The sequence below is a fragment of the Oleiphilus sp. HI0067 genome, from assembly GCF_001635735.1.
This window is the reverse complement of sequence record NZ_LWFI01000003.1, coordinates 1-20,154: the sequence shown is the minus strand read 5'-3', so window position 1 is coordinate 20,154 and position 20,154 is coordinate 1. Positions and strand designations below refer to the sequence as shown.

At 44.5% G+C, this 20,154-nt stretch carries 19 protein-coding genes and 1 pseudogene; 14 read left to right on the top strand and 6 right to left on the bottom strand.

All coding sequences use genetic code 11. The annotated features are described in order from the left end of the window. The first annotated feature begins 361 nt into the window (after positions 1–361). The 13 genes and pseudogenes from xdhA (at position 362) to A3739_RS00260 (ending at position 14,202) form a co-directional block, all read left to right on the top strand. Positions 362–1,855 (top strand): xanthine dehydrogenase small subunit, encoded by a 1,494-nt coding sequence (gene xdhA, locus A3739_RS00320; protein ID WP_068478185.1) that lies wholly within the window; start codon positions 362–364, stop codon positions 1,853–1,855. Then, positions 1,848–4,247 carry a xanthine dehydrogenase molybdopterin binding subunit gene (xdhB, locus tag A3739_RS00315; RefSeq protein ID WP_068478180.1) on the top strand — a complete coding sequence of 800 codons (2,400 nt, stop codon included), beginning with the start codon at positions 1,848–1,850 and terminating at the stop codon, positions 4,245–4,247. Before xdhA ends, xdhB begins: the two co-directional genes overlap by 8 nt. 36 nt (positions 4,248–4,283) lie before the next feature. Then, the gene (xdhC, locus tag A3739_RS00310; RefSeq protein WP_068478178.1) at positions 4,284–5,219 is read left to right on the top strand and encodes a xanthine dehydrogenase accessory protein XdhC; all 936 of its coding nucleotides are present in this window, start codon (positions 4,284–4,286) and stop codon (positions 5,217–5,219) included. Between the two features lie 28 nt (positions 5,220–5,247). Continuing rightward, complete coding sequence (alc, locus tag A3739_RS00305) at positions 5,248–6,363, top strand: allantoicase (protein ID WP_068478176.1); 1,116 nt, start codon at positions 5,248–5,250, stop codon at positions 6,361–6,363. Between the two features lie 15 nt (positions 6,364–6,378). Continuing rightward, the gene (gene uraD / locus A3739_RS00300; RefSeq protein WP_068478174.1) at positions 6,379–6,903 is read left to right on the top strand and encodes a 2-oxo-4-hydroxy-4-carboxy-5-ureidoimidazoline decarboxylase; all 525 of its coding nucleotides are present in this window, start codon (positions 6,379–6,381) and stop codon (positions 6,901–6,903) included. Positions 6,904–7,187: 284 nt separating this feature from the next. After that, the gene (uraH, locus tag A3739_RS00295) at positions 7,188–7,529 is read left to right on the top strand and encodes a hydroxyisourate hydrolase (protein ID WP_068478173.1); all 342 of its coding nucleotides are present in this window, start codon (positions 7,188–7,190) and stop codon (positions 7,527–7,529) included. 4 nt (positions 7,530–7,533) lie between these two features. Next, the gene (locus A3739_RS00290; RefSeq protein ID WP_068478172.1) at positions 7,534–8,040 is read left to right on the top strand and encodes an ureidoglycolate lyase; all 507 of its coding nucleotides are present in this window, start codon (positions 7,534–7,536) and stop codon (positions 8,038–8,040) included. A 16-nt stretch (positions 8,041–8,056) separates the two neighbouring features. Continuing rightward, positions 8,057–9,352, top strand: a complete 1,296-nt coding sequence (gene guaD / locus A3739_RS00285; RefSeq protein WP_068478171.1) for a guanine deaminase — start codon at positions 8,057–8,059, stop codon at positions 9,350–9,352. Positions 9,353–9,364: 12 nt separating this feature from the next. Next, a complete protein-coding gene (locus tag A3739_RS00280; protein ID WP_068478170.1) occupies positions 9,365–10,555 on the top strand; it encodes a urate hydroxylase PuuD in 1,191 nt (396 codons plus the stop codon). 748 nt (positions 10,556–11,303) lie between these two features. Continuing rightward, on the top strand, positions 11,304–11,978 hold the full coding sequence (locus A3739_RS00275; RefSeq protein ID WP_082878194.1) for a LysE family translocator: 675 nt from the start codon (positions 11,304–11,306) through the stop codon (positions 11,976–11,978). Between the two features lie 151 nt (positions 11,979–12,129). Further along, positions 12,130–12,345 (top strand): annotated as a pseudogene (locus tag A3739_RS29040) (cupin domain-containing protein); the annotation flags it as partial. 68 nt (positions 12,346–12,413) lie between these two features. Beyond that, positions 12,414–12,749, top strand: coding sequence for a zinc ribbon domain-containing protein YjdM (locus A3739_RS00265; protein ID WP_068478166.1), 336 nt, complete (start codon positions 12,414–12,416; stop codon positions 12,747–12,749). A gap of 232 nt (positions 12,750–12,981) precedes the next feature. Continuing rightward, positions 12,982–14,202, top strand: a complete 1,221-nt coding sequence (locus A3739_RS00260) for a sodium-dependent transporter (RefSeq protein ID WP_082878193.1) — start codon at positions 12,982–12,984, stop codon at positions 14,200–14,202. 309 nt (positions 14,203–14,511) lie between these two features. Here A3739_RS00260 and A3739_RS00255 read toward each other — a convergent pair whose 3' ends face one another. The 5 genes from A3739_RS00255 to A3739_RS00240 all read right to left on the bottom strand — a co-directional run bounded on the left by A3739_RS00255 (position 14,512) and on the right by A3739_RS00240 (position 18,214). After that, the gene (locus A3739_RS00255) at positions 14,512–15,411 is read right to left on the bottom strand and encodes a DUF502 domain-containing protein (RefSeq protein ID WP_068478165.1); all 900 of its coding nucleotides are present in this window, start codon (positions 15,409–15,411) and stop codon (positions 14,512–14,514) included. Between the two features lie 270 nt (positions 15,412–15,681). Then, complete coding sequence (locus A3739_RS00250) at positions 15,682–16,557, bottom strand: DMT family transporter (RefSeq protein ID WP_068478164.1); 876 nt, start codon at positions 16,555–16,557, stop codon at positions 15,682–15,684. 249 nt (positions 16,558–16,806) lie between these two features. Next, entirely contained in the window at positions 16,807–17,346 is a 540-nt protein-coding gene (locus A3739_RS00245) for a disulfide bond formation protein B (RefSeq protein WP_068478163.1), read from the bottom strand. A gap of 13 nt (positions 17,347–17,359) precedes the next feature. Continuing rightward, entirely contained in the window at positions 17,360–17,512 is a 153-nt protein-coding gene (locus A3739_RS31290) for a DUF5993 family protein (protein WP_369821067.1), read from the bottom strand. Between the two features lie 321 nt (positions 17,513–17,833). Continuing rightward, positions 17,834–18,214: a hypothetical protein gene (locus A3739_RS00240; protein ID WP_156493128.1), complete on the bottom strand. Its 381-nt coding sequence runs from the start codon at positions 18,212–18,214 to the stop codon at positions 17,834–17,836. A gap of 1,198 nt (positions 18,215–19,412) precedes the next feature. Between A3739_RS00240 and A3739_RS00235 the strand changes: the two genes are divergently transcribed. Beyond that, entirely contained in the window at positions 19,413–19,865 is a 453-nt protein-coding gene (locus A3739_RS00235) for a SirB2 family protein (RefSeq protein ID WP_082878192.1), read from the top strand. An 86-nt stretch (positions 19,866–19,951) separates the two neighbouring features. On the opposite strand, the gene A3739_RS30600 is transcribed toward A3739_RS00235, so the two are convergent. After that, positions 19,952–20,154 (bottom strand): hypothetical protein (locus A3739_RS30600; RefSeq protein ID WP_231876961.1); only part of this gene is annotated, 203 nt, incomplete at its 5' end.

Here is a 20,154-nt window from a genome sequence, read left to right as displayed (position 1 = left end):
ACATAAAAACCAAAATCAACGCATAACATCTATAAACAAAAGATATAAGAGATTCGATAAAATTCAGAAAATTAGCTGACCATTTGGTTATATTTGTAATTATATAGATTCAATTTTGAGACTTGATTGATCCATATCACAGCTTCAAAGTGTTGATTAGTTCGGGATTTAGCCAAAAAAAATAACGAATTTACAAATTTCACTTACCATTCGGTCAGTTTTTTAATGTACACTCGTGAAACTTATGCATAAAACGCCTTTATTGATTTCACAAATATGTATTATTTGCGAACGGCGTCAAACGAACTAAAACTATTGCTGCGCGAGTCTTACTCGCATTACAGCAACTTGAGGTAAAGACGTGATTACTTTTTTCTTAAATGGTCAGGAAGTTAGCGAACATAACATCCAGCCTGATATGACCGTTCTTCGCTATCTGAGAACACGCCAATCCTTAACTGGCACTAAAGAGGGCTGCGGCTCTGGTGACTGTGGGGCATGTTCAGTACTAGCGGGTGAAATGCACAATGGTGAATGGCATTACCGTGCGATCAACTCATGCATCACTTTCCTCGCACAGATTGACGGAAAAAGCCTTATTACTGTTGAAGCATTAGCTAATGGTTCAGAGCTTCACCCTGCGCAGCAAGCAATGGTAGATAAGCATGGATCACAATGCGGCTTCTGTACTCCTGGCATCATCATGTCTTTAACCGCTTTATTTGAAAACACACCTTCAGATAAGACTTTTACACTTCACGAAATTTACGACGCACTTTCTGGCAACCTTTGCCGCTGCACTGGCTACAAGCCAATTATTGACGCAGCGAAGTCAATGAAATCATACCCAGGCAAAGTGAAAGCAGAAATTTGGACACCTTCTAGCACATCACCTTCAAACAAAGGTGAAACCTCCAATGAAGAAGGTCAATCTTGGAGTGCTCGCACCGAATCAGAGCTTAAAGAGATTCTTGCGCACCATCCTGATGCACGAATCGTTGCCGGTGCAACCGATCTAGCACTTGAAGTGACGCAAATGAATCGTCGCATTAATAAGCTTGTTGCAATCAATCAAATCGATAGCTTGAAAACAATTAGTGAAGACGCTAACTACATCACCATCGGTGGTGCAGCATCTCTGACTGATTGCGAAAAAGTATTAGAAGCGCACTTCCCTGAGTTCGCTCAGCTACTAGAGCGTTTCGCAGCACGCCAAGTTCGTAACAACGGAACCATGGGCGGCAACATCGCAAACGCATCACCAATCGGTGACGCGCCACCAGTATTAATTGCATTAAATGCAGATATCGAAATCGCGGGTGCAAATGGCAATCGCTGGATTCCTTTAGACACTTTCTACTTGGACTACAAGAAAACACTTCTTCAGACTGGCGAATACATCCGCGCGATCCGTATTCCACGCCGCGAAGCGTGTGAGCACTTGAAAGTGTACAAAATCTCTAAGCGTATCGAAGACGATATTTCAGCAGTGCTTCTTGCGATCAAAGTAAAAGTACAAGGTGGCCAAATTACGGCTGTACGCACAGGCTTTGGTGGCATGGCTGCCATCCCTAAAGCGGGTGCAGCAATTGAAGCAGCATTGATCAACCAACCAATGACGGTTGAAACCTTCCGCAAAGCAGGAGAAAAAGCCTCTGAAGACTTCCAGCCATTCAGCGATGTACGTGCAACGGCAGGTTACCGTATTCAGGTAACACAAGGTCTTCTTGAGAAAGCAGCATTAGAGATTCTTAACCCAGAAAGCGTTAGCCGTGTAGAGCAAATCTTTACCACCACACTTTCTGCGAAAGATGTAGTAAACACGTACGACCCGCAGGAGAATAACAATGCGTAAGTTGATTGATGTAGAAGATAACAAACGCATGCGTCCTGCAAAGGGTAAAACTGGCGAAAGTATGAAGCACGAAAGTGCGGCGAAACAAGTTGCCGGTACTGCCGTATATGTTGACGATATGCCAGAACTGCCAAACACGCTGCACGTAGCGGTCGGTGGTAGCCAATACGCACACGCGTTTATCAAATCAATGGATTTAAGCGCTGTTGAAAAAGCACCCGGTGTTGTAAAAGTTATTACAGTGAAAGATGTTCCGGGTCATACAGACATTGGCCCAGTTTTCCCGGGCGATCCAGTATTAGTTGAAAGCGAGTGTGAATACATCGGCCAACCTATTTTTGCGATTGCGGCTGAAACACACGAACAAGCGAAAGCGGCTGTTGGTTTGGCTCAGATTCAATACAAAGAACTTGAGCCAACACTTACTGTTGATAAAGCAATGAAGGATCAGTTCTTCGTTCGCCCTACGCACTCACACCAACGTGGTGATGCAGACAAAGCACTTTCTGATTCAGAGCATGTTATTTCTGCCGACTTCTACGTAAAAGGCCAAGAGCACTTCTACTTAGAAGGTCAGATCTCAACAGTTGTACCGACAGAAGACGGCGGTATGGATGTCTTTACATCTAGCCAGCACCCGACTGAAGTACAAAAGCTCGTTGCAGAAGTGCTTGATATCAGCATCAACAAAGTAAACGTTGAAGTACGCCGCATGGGTGGTGGCTTCGGTGGTAAAGAAACCCAAGCAGCACCACTTGCATGTATCGCATCATTGCTAGCGCACCACACTAAGCGTCCGGTGAAATACCGTATGTCTCGTGGCGATGACATGATCATGACGGGTAAGCGTCACGCTTTCCAAAACGATTATAAAGTTGGTTTCAACGAACAAGGCCTTATTCAAGGTGCCGTTATTAATGTGGCAGGCCAATGTGGTAACTCGCCTGATTTGTCAGACGCGATCGTTGACCGAGCGATGTTCCACAGCGACAACGCCTACTACTTAAACAATGCAACCATTACTGGTTACCGTTGTAAAACACACACTGTATCTGCGACCGCTTACCGTGGTTTCGGTGGCCCACAGGGTGTGATCACGGCTGAGCTAATGATGGACGACATTGCGCGTCACCTTGGCGAAGACCCGCTTACCATTCGTAAGCGCAACCTTTACGGCGTGAAGCACGATTCAATGCGCTTGGAAGATGGCAGCATCGACCCACGTAACGAAACACACTACGGCCAAACGGTTGAGCAAGAAGTACTTCCAGAATTGATCTCTCAGCTTGAAGAAAGCTCTGAGTACTGGAAGCGCCGCGAAGAGATCAAGCAATTCAACGCAAACTCTGCGTTCTTGAAAAAAGGCTTGGCGCTGACTCCTGTTAAATTCGGTATTTCGTTTACTGTTCAGTTCCTTAACCAAGCCGGTGCATTGGTTCACGTCTACACAGACGGTTCGATCCAAGTAAACCACGGCGGGACGGAAATGGGCCAAGGCTTGTACGTGAAAGTTGCACAAGTTGTTGCCAACGAATTCCAAGTCGACCTAGACACTATTCAGGTCACAGCAACACGTACTGACAAAGTCTCTAACACGTCTCCAACGGCTGCATCTTCAGGTTCTGACTTGAACGGCATGGCAGCACGCGACGCTTGTTTGCGCATCAAAGCCGGCATGATCAAGTACGCAGCTGAACTTCACGGTACAAGCGAAGACAAGATTCGCTTTGAAAGCAACCACGTTGTTGCAGTAAAAGCAGACGGAGAAGAAGTGTGGACACCATTTGCGGAATTCACGCAAAACGCTTACATGGCGCGTGTACCACTGTTCTCAAGCGGTCACTACCAAACGCCTAAGATCCACTACGATCGCAACACAGGTAAAGGTCGTCCGTTCTACTACTTCGCAAACGGCGCATCTGTGTCAGAAGTGATTGTGGACACCCTAACCGGCGAATACAAAGTCACACGCGTAGATATCCTACAAGACGTTGGTGCGTCACTTAACCCTGCGATCGACATCGGTCAGATCGAAGGTGCTTACATTCAAGGCATGGGTTGGTTGACCACGGAAGATCTCGTATGGAGCGACAACGGCCGCCTACTTTCAAACGGCCCAGCGACCTACAAGATTCCAGCAGTTGGCGATACACCAATCGACTTCCGCGTGAAGCTTATGGAACAACTTCCAAACAAAGAAGAGACTATCTACCGCTCGAAAGCTGTGGGTGAGCCTCCGTTCATGTTGGGTATTTCAGCGTGGTCAGCACTACGCGATGCCGTTTCAAGCATGGCGGAATACAAGTTCAGCCCGCCAATGAACGCACCAGCAACGCCTGAGTGTGTATTGAATGCGGTGAACGAAACTCGCAAGCACATAGCGAACTCCTAATACGACATTAGGACAAAGGAACTTTAGGTAACTCATATGCGCTCACAAACATGGTTCGATGCAGCAAAGCGATGTCAGGATTCTGGCAGCGCTTATGCTTTGGTGACTATTCTTGGCTGCACGGGCTCTACGCCACGTGATAACAGCAGCAAGATGGTGATTACAGCTGACAGTACCTACGACACCATTGGTGGTGGCCACTTAGAATTTGTGGTGACCAACAAAGCGCGTGAACTGTTAACAGCCAATGAAGACAGTCAACAAATTCACCACTTTCCGCTTGGTGCTTCTTTAGGCCAGTGCTGCGGTGGTAGCGCAACAGTGCTCATTGAGACCTTTGGCGCATGCCGTTTTCATATTGGTTTATTTGGCGCAGGTCATGTCGCAAAAGAGTTGATTAAAATTCTTGGCGCCCTGCCTTGTCGTGTTTCTTGGATTGACCCTCGTCCAGAGCTATTTCCAGAAACCATGCCTGCCAATGTCACCAAAATTGTCAGCGAAGAACCTCAATATGAAATCGCGAGCTTGCCAGCAGGCTCCGACATTCTGATTTTGACGCATAACCACGCTTTAGATTTCGAACTAAGTATGGCAGCGCTTGATCACGGCCAATTGCGCCATATTGGTTTGATTGGTTCAGATACAAAAGCTGAGCGTTTTGTAAAACGCCTAGCGCATCGCGGTTATAGCGAAAAGCAAATCGCGACCATTAAATCCCCTGTTGGACTTGCAGAAGTACCGGGCAAGTTGCCAATGGAAGTCGCAGTTTCGATTGCGGGTGAGCTGATCGCCATCCAAAACAGCGACAAACAAACTGAAGTAAGACGCGGCCTCGCATGGAAAGACATCAAGCAAGAGCTTGGTGGTGAGGTAGATAACCAAGAACAAGGTTATCGCTTGAAGCTTGATTCTCTGCCTACTGAGAACAATGCGCCAAGTGCAGACGAATCAACTTCAACAAACATTGACTAGCACCTATTTATAGAGAGAAACAACGAACATGCTTCCACATACGCAAATGAACCGTTTCGAATTACGTTACACCGACCTTGCTTCGCGTCGTCTTGGCGGTCAAACGCTATCTTGCAGTAACGACTTTTTCGCAGAAATGGAAAACCTGCTTAAGCCAGGCCGTGGCGTATTTATCGACGACAAATTTACAGATCGTGGTAAGTGGATGGACGGCTGGGAATCTCGCCGTCGTCGTTTCCTTCCTGATGGATCATCAGACGATGGCTTGATGTACGACTGGTGTATCATCAAGCTAGGTGCACAAGGCGTGATCAAAGCGATCAACGCTGACACAAACCACTTTTTAGGTAACGCGCCACAACACGTTTCTCTTGAAGCTGCAATCATCGTTGGCGAGCCTACCGACAGCACTGAATGGGTTGAAATCATCCCAAAAACTGCGGTTGAGCCAGGTAGCGAAAACCTTATCGAAGTAGCTGACCAATCTTCAGAGCAAGTTTGGACACACGTTCGCTTCAACATGTATCCAGACGGTGGTGTTGCACGTTTGCGTGTATACGGTGACGTCGTTGTTGATCCTGCACACTTCCTACCAAACGAGCCAGTAGACCTTGCATACATCAAAAATGGCGCACGCCCTCTTGTATGTTCAGACATGTTCTTCAGCCACATGCAAAACCTTGTGATGCCAGAGCGTGGCGTAAACATGGGTGACGGTTGGGAAACTAAGCGTCGTCGTACTGTTGGCGATGAGACTGTTGATCGCAACAATGACTGGTTGGTTCTTCAGCTTGCGACAAAAGGCAGCATCAACAAGATCTTGGTAGACACTTGCCACTTTAAAGGCAACTACCCTAACGGTTTCTCACTAGAAGGCGCTGTACTGACTGCAGAACAATCTGCTGACGTTGACATGCTTGAGCAAGATGCACATCAAGACGCATTGACGGCTGGTCGTAAAGAAGCGAGCCAAATCGAGTGGACTGAAATCATGCCGCGCACAGTGCTTCACGCAGACCGTGAGCACACCTTCACTGCAGAAGTTCAAAACACTGAAACAAACTTCACGCACATTCGCATCAAAATGTACCCAGATGGTGGCATCAGTCGCTTACGTCTCTGGGGCTACCCAGAAGCGAAGTAAGGGACTGATACGAACATGGCAGATTTAACTTACACAATCGACGCACTAAACGCGTTGAACGCAGAAGACGCAACTTTCGCATTCACAAACTGCTGCACCAGCTCACGCTGGGTAGCAGGCATGGTTGAAGCACGTCCTTTCGCATCGATCGAAGCGTGTCATCAAGCGGCGAAAGACGTTTGGGCAAACATGGGCGAAGCAGACTTTTTGGAAGCCTTCGAAGGCCACCCAAAAATTGGTGACGTGACTAGTCTTCGTGAAAAGTACGCGCACACCAAGAAGCTTGCTTCAGGTGAACAGTCTTCAGTAAACGAAGCAGATGACGCGACGATTGAAGCGCTTGCGCAAGGTAACACCGACTACGAAGAAAAGTTTGGCTTTATCTTCATCGTCTGTGCAACCGGTAAAAGCGCCGCTGAAATGAACGAACTTCTTCAGCAACGTCTACCGAACGACCGTGAGACTGAGCTTCAGAATGCAGCGGGTCAGCAAGCACTAATCACCGCAATTCGTATTGATAAGTTGCTTCCAAGCGCATAGTTCGAAAGTTAGACAGATATGTTCTCGCCTGCGCGGGAACGACGAAGGAATTAAGCACTGTCCTGAGATAGTTTCGGTGCTGCGATAGAAAGCATTAAACAAGTTGAAAGAAGCACTGTCACCCAAGGTTACGGTGCTGAAATAGGAGCGCCATAGGCAAGGCAAAACTGCGCGCAGAAAGGGAGCGTACACGCAAGTACGTGACAGAGCGAGTACAGTTTTAACAAAGCATATGGTGCCTTCTATAAAGCAAACGAGAATTTACGAAAGTAGGAAAACTTACCATGGCAAGTCCTATTACAACGCATGTACTAGATACTAACCTAGGCGGCCCAGCAGCAGACATCGCAGTTGAGCTTTTCAAGCAAGTAGACGGCGAGTGGACAAAGATCGCCTCTGGAGTGACTAACAGCGATGGCCGCATCACTGATTGGCTCGAAGGCCAAGACCGTGAAAAAGGCATCTACCGCATCGTTTTCGATACGGATAGCTACTTCGAGAAGCAAGGCAAAACCTGTTTCTACCCAAGCGTAAACTTTGACTTCCGTATCGAGAAGCCTGAAGAGCACTACCACGTGCCACTTCTAGTTTCTGCTTACGGCATCTCTACGTACCGAGGCAGCTAAGCGCATGGCGACTTACAAACTCACACCTAAGCCACTTACAGCTGAGGCATTTGCGCCTTTCGGTGAAGTGGTTCAGTGCGATGGCAACAAGCCAATCATGATCAATGATGGCAACACAGAGCGTTTTCATAACTTGGTTACGACTGAAGTTGAGAACCCTGCTGATGACAAAGTGATCATTAATATTTTCCGTGCACAACCACGTGCGCTGCCAATGCCAATCAAGATGATGGAGCGCCACCCATTTGGATCTCAATCATTTCAGCCACTTTCTGGCGAAGACTACTTGGTATTGGTAGGCGATCCGGTTGAAGACTTGAAGCCGGAAAATTTACACCTGTTCTTAGCAACCAAAGACCAAGGTGTGAACTACAGAAAGAACACTTGGCATCACCCTGTGCTTGGCCTATACAAAGTCTGTGATTTTCTTGTTGTAGACCGTTCTGGTGATGGCCACAACTGTGAAGAAATCTACCTTGACGACGACGTAAAAATCGAAATTTCACTATAGCTGTAAAGATTAAACTATGAGTATCAAACTTTATCGCGCATCTATTCTCCATTTCTTGTCAGACCCTGATGTCGACGGCGAGAAAGCTTATGAGTACTTTGAAGATGGCGCACTCGTAATTCAAGACGGTAAAGTGCTAGAAACTGGCGAAGCTTCAGCACTTACTGGCAAATACGACAATGCGGATGTCGTTGATTATTCTGGCAAACTTATCATTCCAGGTATGATCGACACACACATTCACTTCCCTCAGGTTGAAGTGATCGCATCGTATGGCGAACAGCTATTAGACTGGTTGAATAACTACACCTTCCCTGCTGAACGTCAATTTGAAGACAAAAAATATGCGTCTAAAATCGCTAACTTCTTCTTAGACGAGCTATTGAAGTGCGGTACTACAACAGCGCTTGTATTCGGTACGGTGCACAAGCAAAGTGTTGAAGCTTTCTTTGAAGCATCAGAGCAACGCAATACGCGTATGATCTGCGGTAAGGTAATGATGGATCGCAACGCGCCAGAGTTCCTCACCGACACACCAGAAAGCTCTTACCAAGACAGCAAAGAGTTGATCGAAGCATGGCACGAGAAAGGCCGTCAGCTTTACGCGATCACACCGCGTTTTGCGATCACCTCTACGCATGAGCAATTGGAAAAAGCTGGCCAGTTAATGGCAGAGCACCCAACCACGTTCATGCAAACACACATCAGTGAAAACAAAGACGAAGTCGCTTTCGTTCGTGAGCTTTTCCCTGAAACCAAAGACTATTTAGACGTTTACGACCAGTACGGTTTGCTAGGCCCTCGCTCAGTGTTTGCTCATGGTATTCACCTTGAGCCTCGCGAGCACGAACGTCTTCGCGAAACAGGCGCAAGCGTGAGCTTCTGCCCCACTTCTAACCTATTCCTAGGTAGTGGCTTGCTAGATGTAGAAAAGCTTGAAAAAGAGAAAGTGAGCTACTCCGTTGCAACAGATGTTGGTGGTGGCACAAGCTTCTCTATGCTTCAAACTTTGAACGAAGCTTACAAAATCTGTCAGCTACAAGGTCAAAAATTAAGCCCACTTAAGAGCTTGTACTTGGCGACCTTAGGCAACGCAAAATCACTTCAACTAGACGACAAGATTGGTTCATTCCAGGCAGATCGCGAAGCTGACTTTGCGGTACTTGATTACGATTCAACACCATTGATGAGTTTGAAGCAGTCGAAGTGTAAAACACTCTTCGAGAAGCTGTTCGCAATGATCATTTTGGGCGACGACCGCTCAGTTAAAGCAACTTATGTCGCGGGCGAACTTGCCCACGAGAAACAATAAGGGATATTTACAATGGAAGCTTATTTCCTAGAGTGGTTAAACCTATTCTTCCGATGGTTCCATGTCATCGCGGGTGTCGCGTGGATTGGCGCGTCGTTCTATTTCGTATGGCTTGATAACAGCCTTGAAAATCCGCCGCAGTGGAAAAAAGACAAAGGCATCGGTGGTGACCTTTGGGCAATCCACGGTGGTGGTTTCTATGAAGTTGCCAAGTACAAGCTTGGGCCAGAAGCGATGCCTAGGAACCTTCACTGGTTCAAGTGGGAAGCCTATACAACATGGTTAACCGGTATGGTGATGCTATGGATTGTATACTACGTTGGTGCAGAGAGCTTCTTAATCGACAACAGCAAGCTTGAACTTAGCCAGTGGGAAGCAATTGGCCTTGGTATGAGCTTCATCGCTATCGGTTTTGCAGTTTACGAGATTCTTGTTAAAACGCCTCTTCGTTATAAAGACGGTGCGTTTGGTCTTGTACTATTTGCCTTCCTAGCTTTCTCGGCTTGGGTTGCAGACCAACTATTCTCAGATCGTGGTGCATACATCCACGTAGGTGCGCTGATCGGTTCTATCATGGCGGGTAACGTATTCTTCGGCATCATGCCTTCACAGCGTGCGCTTGTTGAAGCGGTACAACGTGGTGAAGCGCCTGATCCTAAGTACGGTGCATTTGCGAAGTTGCGTTCCACGCACAACAACTACTTAACGCTACCGTTGATCTTCATCATGATCAGCAACCACTACCCAATGACTTACTCGCACGAGTACGGCTGGGCAGTATTGGCAGCAATAATCTTTATCACTGGTTTCGCACGTCACTTCTTTAACTTGCGTCACCGTGGCGAGTTCAAGCCTGTGATCCTAGTGATTGCAGCGGTCATGCTTGTAGCACTTGCTGGCGTTATGGCGCACACACAAAAAGTGGTTGCTCCATCAGAGAACGCAACTGTGATCAGCGACGAGCAAGCAATGAATATCATGGCGGCACGTTGTGCAACCTGCCACGCAGCGCAACCAACACAACCAGGTTTTGAAGCAGCGGGCGCACCAGCAGGCGTTGAGCTAGAAAGCATCGACACGGTTGTTGCAATGAAACAGAAACTTATTGAAGTTACCCAAACGGGTTACATGCCCCTTGGCAACATGACTCAGATGACTGACGAAGAACGTCAGCAAATCATCGATTGGATGGCTTCTAAATAGCATTTGCTATTAACGACTCCTTATTAAGCACAACTCCTGAGCTTGATAATTTTTAGGGGCCTTTGGCCCCTTTTTTTGTTTTTGTGGCTTTGCCACAGGATGCGATTTCAGGTTTCGACCTAAAGGTCGAGTTAAGGGCTATGCGTTGGCTCGCGGCATGACAGATTTATTTCCATTTATCCTGCCGGCGGCGGCCGACCGCGCCCAAAGACCTTTGCATCGCCAAAGGTCTTTGGAATCTAAAGGCGACCCAAACTCTCAGGGTCTTCGGCTACGCTTAAACTCTTGTTCAAATCGGCGCTGCGGAACTCGCTACGCTCAAATAGTCCTCGCTTAATCCGATTTGAACTAGCGAGTTTTCGCCCTTCGAGATGGGGAAAGAGGCTACTCCGATAAAGCTAGGAGTATTCGTAAAGCTTAATCGAAGCCTACACTACCCTTTCTGACTAGGTGAGTCGCGAAAGGAAATTGGTGTAATCACCAACTTTATCGAAGCAAAATTGCCTTCTCGAAGGATGAGTAACTGCAAGTTAAAAATGGATACAGCGAAGACTGTCCGAAATCCGCGAAGCGGATAAGTTCCGCAGCGCCATTTTTAACCAAGTTACGAATGAACCCGAAGGGCCGAAGAGCAGGTACGCACTTCTTTGGTTCTTTCTTGTGCGAGCAAGAAAGAACATAAAAACAAGATAAGTAGTACTAAATTAAACCAGCCTGTAAGGCTGAAAGATACCGGATCACGTCCGGCATGACACCAACAGAAAACGGGTATCGAATGCAAATTGAAACTTGGCTCCTCTACTTCACCGCGATCATCATCGTCATCGCGATACCGGGCCCTTTATCGTTATTAATGGTAAACAGCACGCTTAAACAAGGCATTCGTGCTTCTACACCAGTGCTCTTCGGTGGCAGCTTGGCCTCAAGCGTATTGCTAATTATTTCAGCATCAGGCCTAGGTGCGATCGTTGTCAGCTCAGAGTTATTGTTCAATATCATCCGTTACGCCGGTGCAGCCTATTTGCTGTACTTAGGAATTCAACTGATTCAACCTTCCAGCGAAATAAGCGAGCCAACAACAGAAACAAATCAAGCATCCCATCAAACTTCTCATCAAATAAGTCATCCGGATAAAAAAATGCCACTGTTTCATCAAGCATTTTTAATGGGGATTAGTAATCCGAAAGACATCTTGTTTTTTATCGCCCTACTGCCTCAGTTTGTTGATCCTCAAAAAAGCTTGCTCGTTCAACTTACCGTGATCGTCGGATCGTGGTTTATAGCTGATTGCTTATGCAAATTAAGCTATGGCCTAGCGGCGAAATCTGTATCGGGGTTATTCACGAATCCTAAAAACCAGCGCCGATTAGATTTCGTCTCTGCGACCCTATTTATTGGGGTAGCGATTGGTGCAATGCTTTAATCAGAACAAAAACCAATAAGCTCCCTATATACCCCAAGAACCCCTGTTCGAAGCCGAATGCTGTTACATCACAAAATTATCAAATAATCCTGAAGACCCAGTTGTGTCTATTACTCAGGCTCGCGTTTAGGCAGGCGTTGCTACCACATGGCATCGTTTGAAAGATACAACTGAGCGCTATGTAATTGTTTCAGGAACTGGTTTGGTCGAGATTGGTGACAACCGACCAAGAGAAGTCAGCCAAGGTCATACTGCCAGCATCCCCCCTATGGATCGACAACGCATCACAAACATTGGCGAAGAAGACTTAATCTTTATGGCAATCTGCACACCTCGCTTTATTACTGAAAACTATGAATCCGCTTAATATTAGGAAGCCCCGATAGATTGCGCTATTCTCCCAACCCTATCGCCCAATCGAAGATTTAAGTAATCATGTCACTGCTGCCCTGTCCTAGTTGCAACTCTGAATATGTCTATCAAGACCGAGACCTACTCATTTGCCCAGAGTGTGGATACGAGTGGAACCCTGCCGAGCAAGCCGAAGAAGACATGCTAAAAGTGAAAGACGCTAATGGAACGCTATTAGCCGAAGGCGACAAAGTGACTTTGGTTAAAGATCTAAAAGTGAAAGGCAGCTCTCAAATATTAAAAGTAGGAACCAAGGCCCTCATTTGGCGTATCAAAGATGGAAAAGACCATCAGTTAGACTGCCGTGTAGATGGCGCCGGTGAAATGATGGTGACCGCACAATATGTAAAAAAAGCCTAACGAGCTCAGGCGCTTATAACGCATCTGATCAAAAAATAAGCTTTTTCTATTATTTACCAATGCGGGCTTTAATTTCGCTCAAGCAAGACTATTATTTTCGCGTTTAAAAGACCTCGAAAGAAGGACGATTATGTTTGCTAGCCCTACCGTTACGTGGCCCTCAAAACTCACGTTCATTTTTGCAGCAACAGGTTTTGCCGTCGGTTTAGGTAATATTTAGAAATTCCCTTACATGACTGGGGAATACGGCGGTGGCGCGTTCGTACTGATCTATCTCGCGTTTATTTTATTGTTGGGTCTGCCGATCATGATGGCAGAGATCGCTATAGGCCGAAGTGCTAAAGCAAACCCGATTGATGCAGTCGAGCATCATGCAGCACATAATGGTTTATCGAAAAACTGGTTCTTACTACCGGCAATGGGCTTATGCGCAGGCATTATGATCTTGATGTTCTACAGCGTGGTCGCTGGTTGGCCCTTAGATTACATCATTGCTTCGCTGAGCCGCAGCTACATGAATGCACCTGCAGAGGCTATCAGCGGTCACTTTGGCGAACTCACCTCTAACTTTGGCTTACAGCTTATATACCTCACTATCTTTATTGTTTTAACAGGTTTGTTGGTTGTCGGTGGCGCAAAGTCAATTGGTAAAGCGGTTGAAGTGATGATGCCTGCCCTGTTTATTATCCTTCTAATCTTGCTTGGTTACGCCTTATTCGCCGGTGATGTCGCGCGTGGTATGAAGTTCATGTGGAAGGTAGATTTTTCTAAAATCACCATGGACGTTGTACTAGCCGCGATGGGTCAAGCTTTCTTCACGCTATCTCTCGGTATGGGTAGCATCATGGCGTATGGAGCGTACATGGGCACAGACGTCAACATCGGCAAGACCGCATTAACAATCGGTTTAGTCGACACACTAGTGGCGCTTATTGCTGGCATGATGATTTTCCCACTTGTGTTCGCGCATGGTCTAGAGCCAAGCGCAGGTCCAGGCCTTGTATTCGTGACACTACCCAATGCATTTAGCCAAATGTTTGGTGGTCAGTTCATCGGGCTTATGTTCTTCGTATTGCTAACTCTCGCAGCACTAAGTTCTTCAATTTCATTGATCGAACCTTCTGCAGCATGGTTTGAGCGCAAAGGCGTGAAGCGTGTTGTTTCTGTGACAGGTCTATGTGCGATTGCGTGGATTGGTGCGGCCGCTTCTGCAGCTTCTGCAGCTTCTGGCGACGTATTCAACTTCTTAGATGTCGCAACAGCAAACTATATGCTGCCTCTTGGTGGACTACTTGTCGCAGTATTGATCGGTTGGAGAATGCATAGAAACGAAATCGAAGAAGTACTCGCATTGAAATTAACATTTTGGTTCAAATCATGGTTCCTAGCAATTCGCTTCATAGCGCCAGTTTGCATTGCCCTTGTTATGCTAAATGGTTTGGGGCTGCTGTAAGTTGGTCATTTTTTAGTTTTGAGAAATTGAAGGCGCATATTCAAAATCATACAATCACACGCATTCGCACGCGACGATATCGCATCGTAAATACTTCTCATTTGCTAGTTTATCGAACTAAAAAGAAACTATGGAATTATTGACGATTCAAAATACTAACTCGATTGATAGGCTAAGTATCCTGACTACACCAAAAATTAATGGTTCACGTTTACTTTGTTTAATAAGCTAAAAGCAGATCACGTTTACTAGAGAGGCCTGCATGTCAGCTAACAAACATTTACATTATTAATAGGGTCCCCGAGAACCTCAGACATTTTTATTAAAGTTTTTACGTTTTGTTTCTGTAGACACTGCATTCAAATAAGTCTTCACTAGTTCCAAACGCTTTGGCCCTAGGCCTTTTATATTTTTCAGCTCATCCTCACTTAGTTGGCGCAAGTCATTCAAAGTTTCAATACCGTGTTTAAGCAAGCAGAGTTTAATGCGCTTATCTAAAAGCGTATCTTGAATTAAATCCCCCAAATCATCGGAGGAACTATCACCTTTTGAGGTTTCCTGTTTTGTCGACGTTCTTACATTGGATCCAACAGCACTCGTATTTGCTATTAACTCTCCCGAGCCTGCACCACACGCGATAATAGTCCTCATTGCATCACTCACGGAAATCTCAGGATAAAGCGTTACCTGTTCCTGCTTAACATGATAAATATTTCCCGAAGTAGGGTTCGGACCGGTCGGCATAAAGATAGTATATCGTCCATCATCATGCTTACTTGTGACAAGTGCCGTCACTTCGGTAGTGCAGTCTCCAAAAAGCTTGACCAATGCAACCTCTCCTTTAGCAAATGGGGATTTACTGACATCACCAAAAAACTGGCCTACGATATCTTTCATGATACGATAACCTGGAGCGTAGCGAGCTAAATGGGTATCAAATTTCGTATGGAACCATGAACCGCCAGCTGTTGTCACCAGCCACCCAGTTACAAAGCACAAACCAGCCATGCCTGTTAAGACTAGAATATCTGCAAAAATTTCTGGCATACCTACTACATTGATGATTAGATTCGCGAGCGGCTTAATAAGATCCGTTACTAATTGGAACAACCATCTAAAGCCCATCACCAAAAGAGCAACTGGTAATAGAATAACCACCCCACCAAGAAGTGTTTTCTTCGCGAAATCTTTTCTATCTATTTGAGTCATTGATTGATATCTCTAAACAAAGTCCGTCAATTAAAAGTCTGATAAGTATTAGTCACTTCGAAATCCTTAGGGACATCCGTACAATACTGATGATTTACGACAAAAATATGGTCTCTTTCTAATATCCATAACACATAGTCAAATTACACGTGAAGTATAATCACCCCGCTTTCCTAGGACCTTTCCAAAAATAACGGAGATAATCACGCATCATAACTTTTCCTACACATGGGAGATCATTCTTACTCTCAAATCAGCTTAACTAATTAGCTAGTCTACTACAGATATCGGTTGTTTCTTTCCTATCGCCACGAGGATCACTATTAACAATGCAAATATTACAGTTTCAAGCTTAAGAATTTCATCAAGAAGTAAAGCAGATGCAATAATGGTGACAAAGGGCTGTAATAATTGTGTTTGACTAACTCTCACAACTCCTCCAATGGCTAATCCTCTGTTCCAAAAGAAAAAACCAATTAACTGGCTAACTAGTGCAAGATAAAGAAAGCCCAGCCAAATATTTATTGGTACCGAGCTCCATTCTGGCGGGAAATGATAAAGTGCAAATATAGAAATGAACGGTGTAGATATGACAAGTGCCCAGCATATAACTCTCCAGCCACCGATTTCTTTCGACAATAACCCTCCGACAGAATAGCCAATAGCTGCACTCAATACGGCGAAAAATAGCGCAATATCACCCCAATGAAGAGCATTAGCGCCATTAAGTACTGAATAAATAACGACTAGCATGCTTCCTAAAACACTTGTAACCCAAAATCCAAATGATGGTTTTTCATTGGATATCACGACTCCAACAATAGCAGTTGCTAAAGGTAGTATTGCTAGTACAACCCCTCCATGTGACGCAGGAACAGTTTGCATTGCAACGGATGAAAGAACAGGAAAACCGACGACTACGCCCAGTGCAACAATAATTAATTTGTATAGCTGTTCTTTTGAAGGGACAGATTGCCTCGTTATGATGAGTAATAATGCCGCAAAAATACCAGCCACGGTAGCTCTACCGAGGCCTATGAACATCGGAGAAAAATACTCTATTACGTAGCGCGTGACAGGCAATGTCAAACCAAATGAGAGAATACCAATCAGACCGTATAACATCCCTTTTGAATCATTATTCATATTTCTCGCTTAGATTTGGTGATAACGGCAGAAGTGAAATAAAATGCACGACAGGGCATGAGAAACCGAATGCAGTACCCATTGAAAATCTCTATTTTCCTATTTGCTGTCGCAATGCAATGGATTGCAATTAAAATAATCTCCGAATATAACAGTCAGCAAATATATTGAATAAATTACGATTTTTTCGACATTCAGTTAGTGTGGATAAATCAGATGCCACAGAGAATTAAATCGTTGGATTGGAGACTAATTGAATAACCAATAGCGTACTGGATTTGCCGGACATTCAAATGGACCACACTCTACAAAAGTTGATAGGAGATTCACGCCCACAGTTGCAATAGTGAGCAAACATACCCAACGACCACAGATCGTAATTTCATATGTTTTTGACTGCCATTCCTCTTTCCATAAAATTAGCAATATAGCGACTCCGAGTACGGTCGCGCTAAACAAAACAAAAGCCCAAGTATAATAATGCATGCCAAAGATAGGACTGCCATAAGCGGGAGTGTCAGGAATAACATGTAAGGCCATCTGTCGAAGTGCCGCCGCCGCACCAAATATAGCTCCCAAAAGAATGACACCGTAATGACGTTGCTCAATCCCGTGCCTTACATTTAGCATAAATCCAAACATAACCATTACAAAGCCAATACGTTGAAGTAAGCATAAAGGGCAAGGCAACTCATTAAGCAATATCTGAAGCGCCAATCCCACTATTAAGACAATATTCAGGCCCAATAAAGCAAATATATTTAAAACAATAATGTGATTACGGTTCATTGTAATTGATTCCTCACAACAGAATCGAAAGCGGGTCTGTAGCGTGGTAATTTAACCAATATAAACTGATTATTAAGGCAACTCCAAAAAGCCCATTTCCCAGTGCTTTCTTATCGAAGAATATAGCTAATATTGCAGCAAACAAAATAAAAAAAATTAGTGTCATCATGGTTTATATAACCCGAATTACAGAGTTCAAGGGTTTTAACTCTACAAGAATATAGTCATTGCCTAGTACAAACGTCCAGTGCGAAATAAAGCGATCAAAATTATAGACGCTTATCCATTCAAAGAATGAGTTTATGTTACTTCTAGTTTTTCGATAATTGATTTGTTTGGATTAAGTTAGCATCAAAAAACTTACCAACAAGTTGCAAGAATACATCCTTAACACCTAGCGTAGGATCATATGTAAGATCAAATAACTACAATGACCTATCAATATAAATACCAAGAAAACGGAAAGATGGCATGCTAGCTGACCTTGTTAGGCCAATTCATAACACCATCGCAATGCATCTTTTACACTACCAAATCTTTTTATATCCCACTTTACATCAAACGACTCTGCGGTTAACTGATAGTAGAAGATCAGGGCATCTGTAATTGGATGATTGGAGGTAATAACAAGTATTGGATCAGGGAACTCTAAAGAGATATTTCTATCACTTTCGACCGTAATCCTTACTTGTTCTAATGTGACTTTTGAGAGGTCTGCTGAATCAAAGTTAAAAACAACAAACAAACAAGAATACAAGCGCTCGTCTTCGTAAAGCTTTTGATTCGCCTCATCTATATCTTCTATCGAAGTCTCACCTACAAACTCGACTAAAACTCCGTTTTTAATCCAACCTATCTTATATGACACGTAATAGTTGTCCTGAGTTTGACTAACGCCCACATTAATGACATTGCTTTAACTTTGTCCAACAATCGGATGTAGCTTGCTACTTGCGCAGCTTATGCGTGCTAGGATTTTTCAAAAATTGAATTTAATTCTGGTAAGCGCTCTCTTTTACACTCTTTGTTCCAATACTGTTTAACTTTATTAAAAGTACCTTAATCAGATCAATAAACACTTTAACGTTATCGGTAAAGCTTAGAAATTGGTTTCAATCAGGGATTTAAAGTGTTCAACGATATCTGTGGATCCTCCCTCTTCTACCTTTTGCATAAATAAGATTTACATTTGTTTCAGCTAGATAGCGTAATTCAAACTTCTCTAACATTGATGACACATCATTTGTATGGAGAAAGTTGTATATAACTATCCTTGGGAATACTCTTAGACATGGCCCTGAAAATATGAATATGGCTTTCTCTTCCATATTCTTATGCATAACAAAAAATCTTACATAATTCCGTATAAACTGCAGACAATATTGCATCGCTACGAATTATAAAAAATAATTTTTATTTTAATAAATCAGACACTAAAACATTATCCCCTCTCCAATAATCAAGATATTCTTTGCGAGAAAGAGTGATTAGGATTGACAAGGGGCCGTTTAAACTCAATACCAAACTTTTAAGCAATTTTTTAAACAATATAAGAAGGAGGTCTGGGAAAAACGCATCTTATCTCACAGGTTTCGTGAGGAGTTGTAAATCCGATTCTTTGTAATTTCATTACAAATGTTAATTAATACACGTTTTTGAGCGCATAATTCGGATGTTTTATTGTTGGCCAAGTCGATTGTTTTGAGGCTTCAACAGAGCAACATAACCTCAACTCTCTCAGAGCCGGTGATTAATCAAAAAGCTTATTCAAAATCAGCTTCACGTCCTGAATCATTTGCTAACCATTTTTAAGCAAGTAATGGTAAGTTTTTCGCTTGCAAGAACTTCCGTTATTTTGACTCGTTTTATGGGGTTCTCGTTTTCCAATAACGATAAATAATCCATATCCAATTGAACGCCTAAGCTCGCACTGCTGCGTTTTGTAATAAACCTTTGGTCCGCTGTTGATTTAGTGTGAACCTATCCAGTCAGATGCATGCACTGACTTTTCTACCCTCTCCACCAATGTTTGCCGTATAAACTTGGCGCATTTCCAGCACTAATGAATCCAGATTGTCTTCCCGCTGTTATCTACACCCAGCGCAACGCCAGCGTACTTTTGCATTTCTGCGGTACTATTTAAGCAACCGCGATTTCACGTAAGTTGTGCCTACCTCACAGGATTAGGCTTTCTACTAAGAGGCATTCTCTCATCAAAGCAAAGAGCACTGCTCGAGCATAAGCTCACCCGAATACTCCCTCACCTCATCGACACATTTATACTACTGTCAGGTTTAATCATGATGGTAACGTGGGCATTGTGGCCGAGCGAACAGCCTTGGCTAGTCGCGAAGATCATTGCGTTATTGTTGTATATCGGATTTGGCTTGATGATACTGCATTGGGGTAACACAACCCGCAACCGCCTTGTCGGCCTGCTCGCAGGGCTAAGCTGTTATGTATTTATTATTGGAGCAGCGCATAGCAAATCTGCTTGGTCGGTTTTTAGTTTCATATAGAGGAAGAACTAAACGCAGCGAGCTTTATATAAAGGCGACTCGGATCGCTTGCGTGCTCGACGGGATTTAAGCTACGTTCGGATCCGTCATTCGCGCCCCCATTCCTTTCCACCCATTTCTACTAATCGAGACGCGGCTCGTCGAAAAGAAAAGGCGAGATCATTGGCGGACGAAAATTGTGCCAGTGACACTCCAATTAGACCCGTCGCCGACCACTCCATATGTTCCCCATCTTTGGTGCGAATCATGGTCGTCGCAAAGGAACTCGAGTTTCCCCCCTTCTCACTGA

Excerpts from the sequence above, each read along its gene's own strand:
- xdhB (WP_068478180.1), top strand. The coding sequence starts at position 1,848 with ATGCGTAAGTTGATTGATGTAGAAGATAACAAACGCATGCGTCCTGCA.
- xdhC (WP_068478178.1), top strand. The coding sequence starts at position 4,284 with ATGCGCTCACAAACATGGTTCGATGCAGCAAAGCGATGTCAGGATTCT.
- alc (WP_068478176.1), top strand. The coding sequence starts at position 5,248 with ATGCTTCCACATACGCAAATGAACCGTTTCGAATTACGTTACACCGAC.
- uraD (WP_068478174.1), top strand. The coding sequence starts at position 6,379 with ATGGCAGATTTAACTTACACAATCGACGCACTAAACGCGTTGAACGCA.
- uraH (WP_068478173.1), top strand. The coding sequence starts at position 7,188 with ATGGCAAGTCCTATTACAACGCATGTACTAGATACTAACCTAGGCGGC.
- A3739_RS00290 (WP_068478172.1), top strand. The coding sequence starts at position 7,534 with ATGGCGACTTACAAACTCACACCTAAGCCACTTACAGCTGAGGCATTT.
- guaD (WP_068478171.1), top strand. The coding sequence starts at position 8,057 with ATGAGTATCAAACTTTATCGCGCATCTATTCTCCATTTCTTGTCAGAC.
- A3739_RS00280 (WP_068478170.1), top strand. The coding sequence starts at position 9,365 with ATGGAAGCTTATTTCCTAGAGTGGTTAAACCTATTCTTCCGATGGTTC.
- A3739_RS00275 (WP_082878194.1), top strand. The coding sequence starts at position 11,304 with ATGACACCAACAGAAAACGGGTATCGAATGCAAATTGAAACTTGGCTC.
- A3739_RS00265 (WP_068478166.1), top strand. The coding sequence starts at position 12,414 with ATGTCACTGCTGCCCTGTCCTAGTTGCAACTCTGAATATGTCTATCAA.
- A3739_RS00260 (WP_082878193.1), top strand. The coding sequence starts at position 12,982 with ATGACTGGGGAATACGGCGGTGGCGCGTTCGTACTGATCTATCTCGCG.
- A3739_RS00255 (WP_068478165.1), bottom strand. The coding sequence starts at position 15,411 with ATGACTCAAATAGATAGAAAAGATTTCGCGAAGAAAACACTTCTTGGT.
- A3739_RS00250 (WP_068478164.1), bottom strand. The coding sequence starts at position 16,557 with ATGAATAATGATTCAAAAGGGATGTTATACGGTCTGATTGGTATTCTC.
- A3739_RS00245 (WP_068478163.1), bottom strand. The coding sequence starts at position 17,346 with ATGAACCGTAATCACATTATTGTTTTAAATATATTTGCTTTATTGGGC.
- A3739_RS31290 (WP_369821067.1), bottom strand. The coding sequence starts at position 17,512 with ATGACACTAATTTTTTTTATTTTGTTTGCTGCAATATTAGCTATATTC.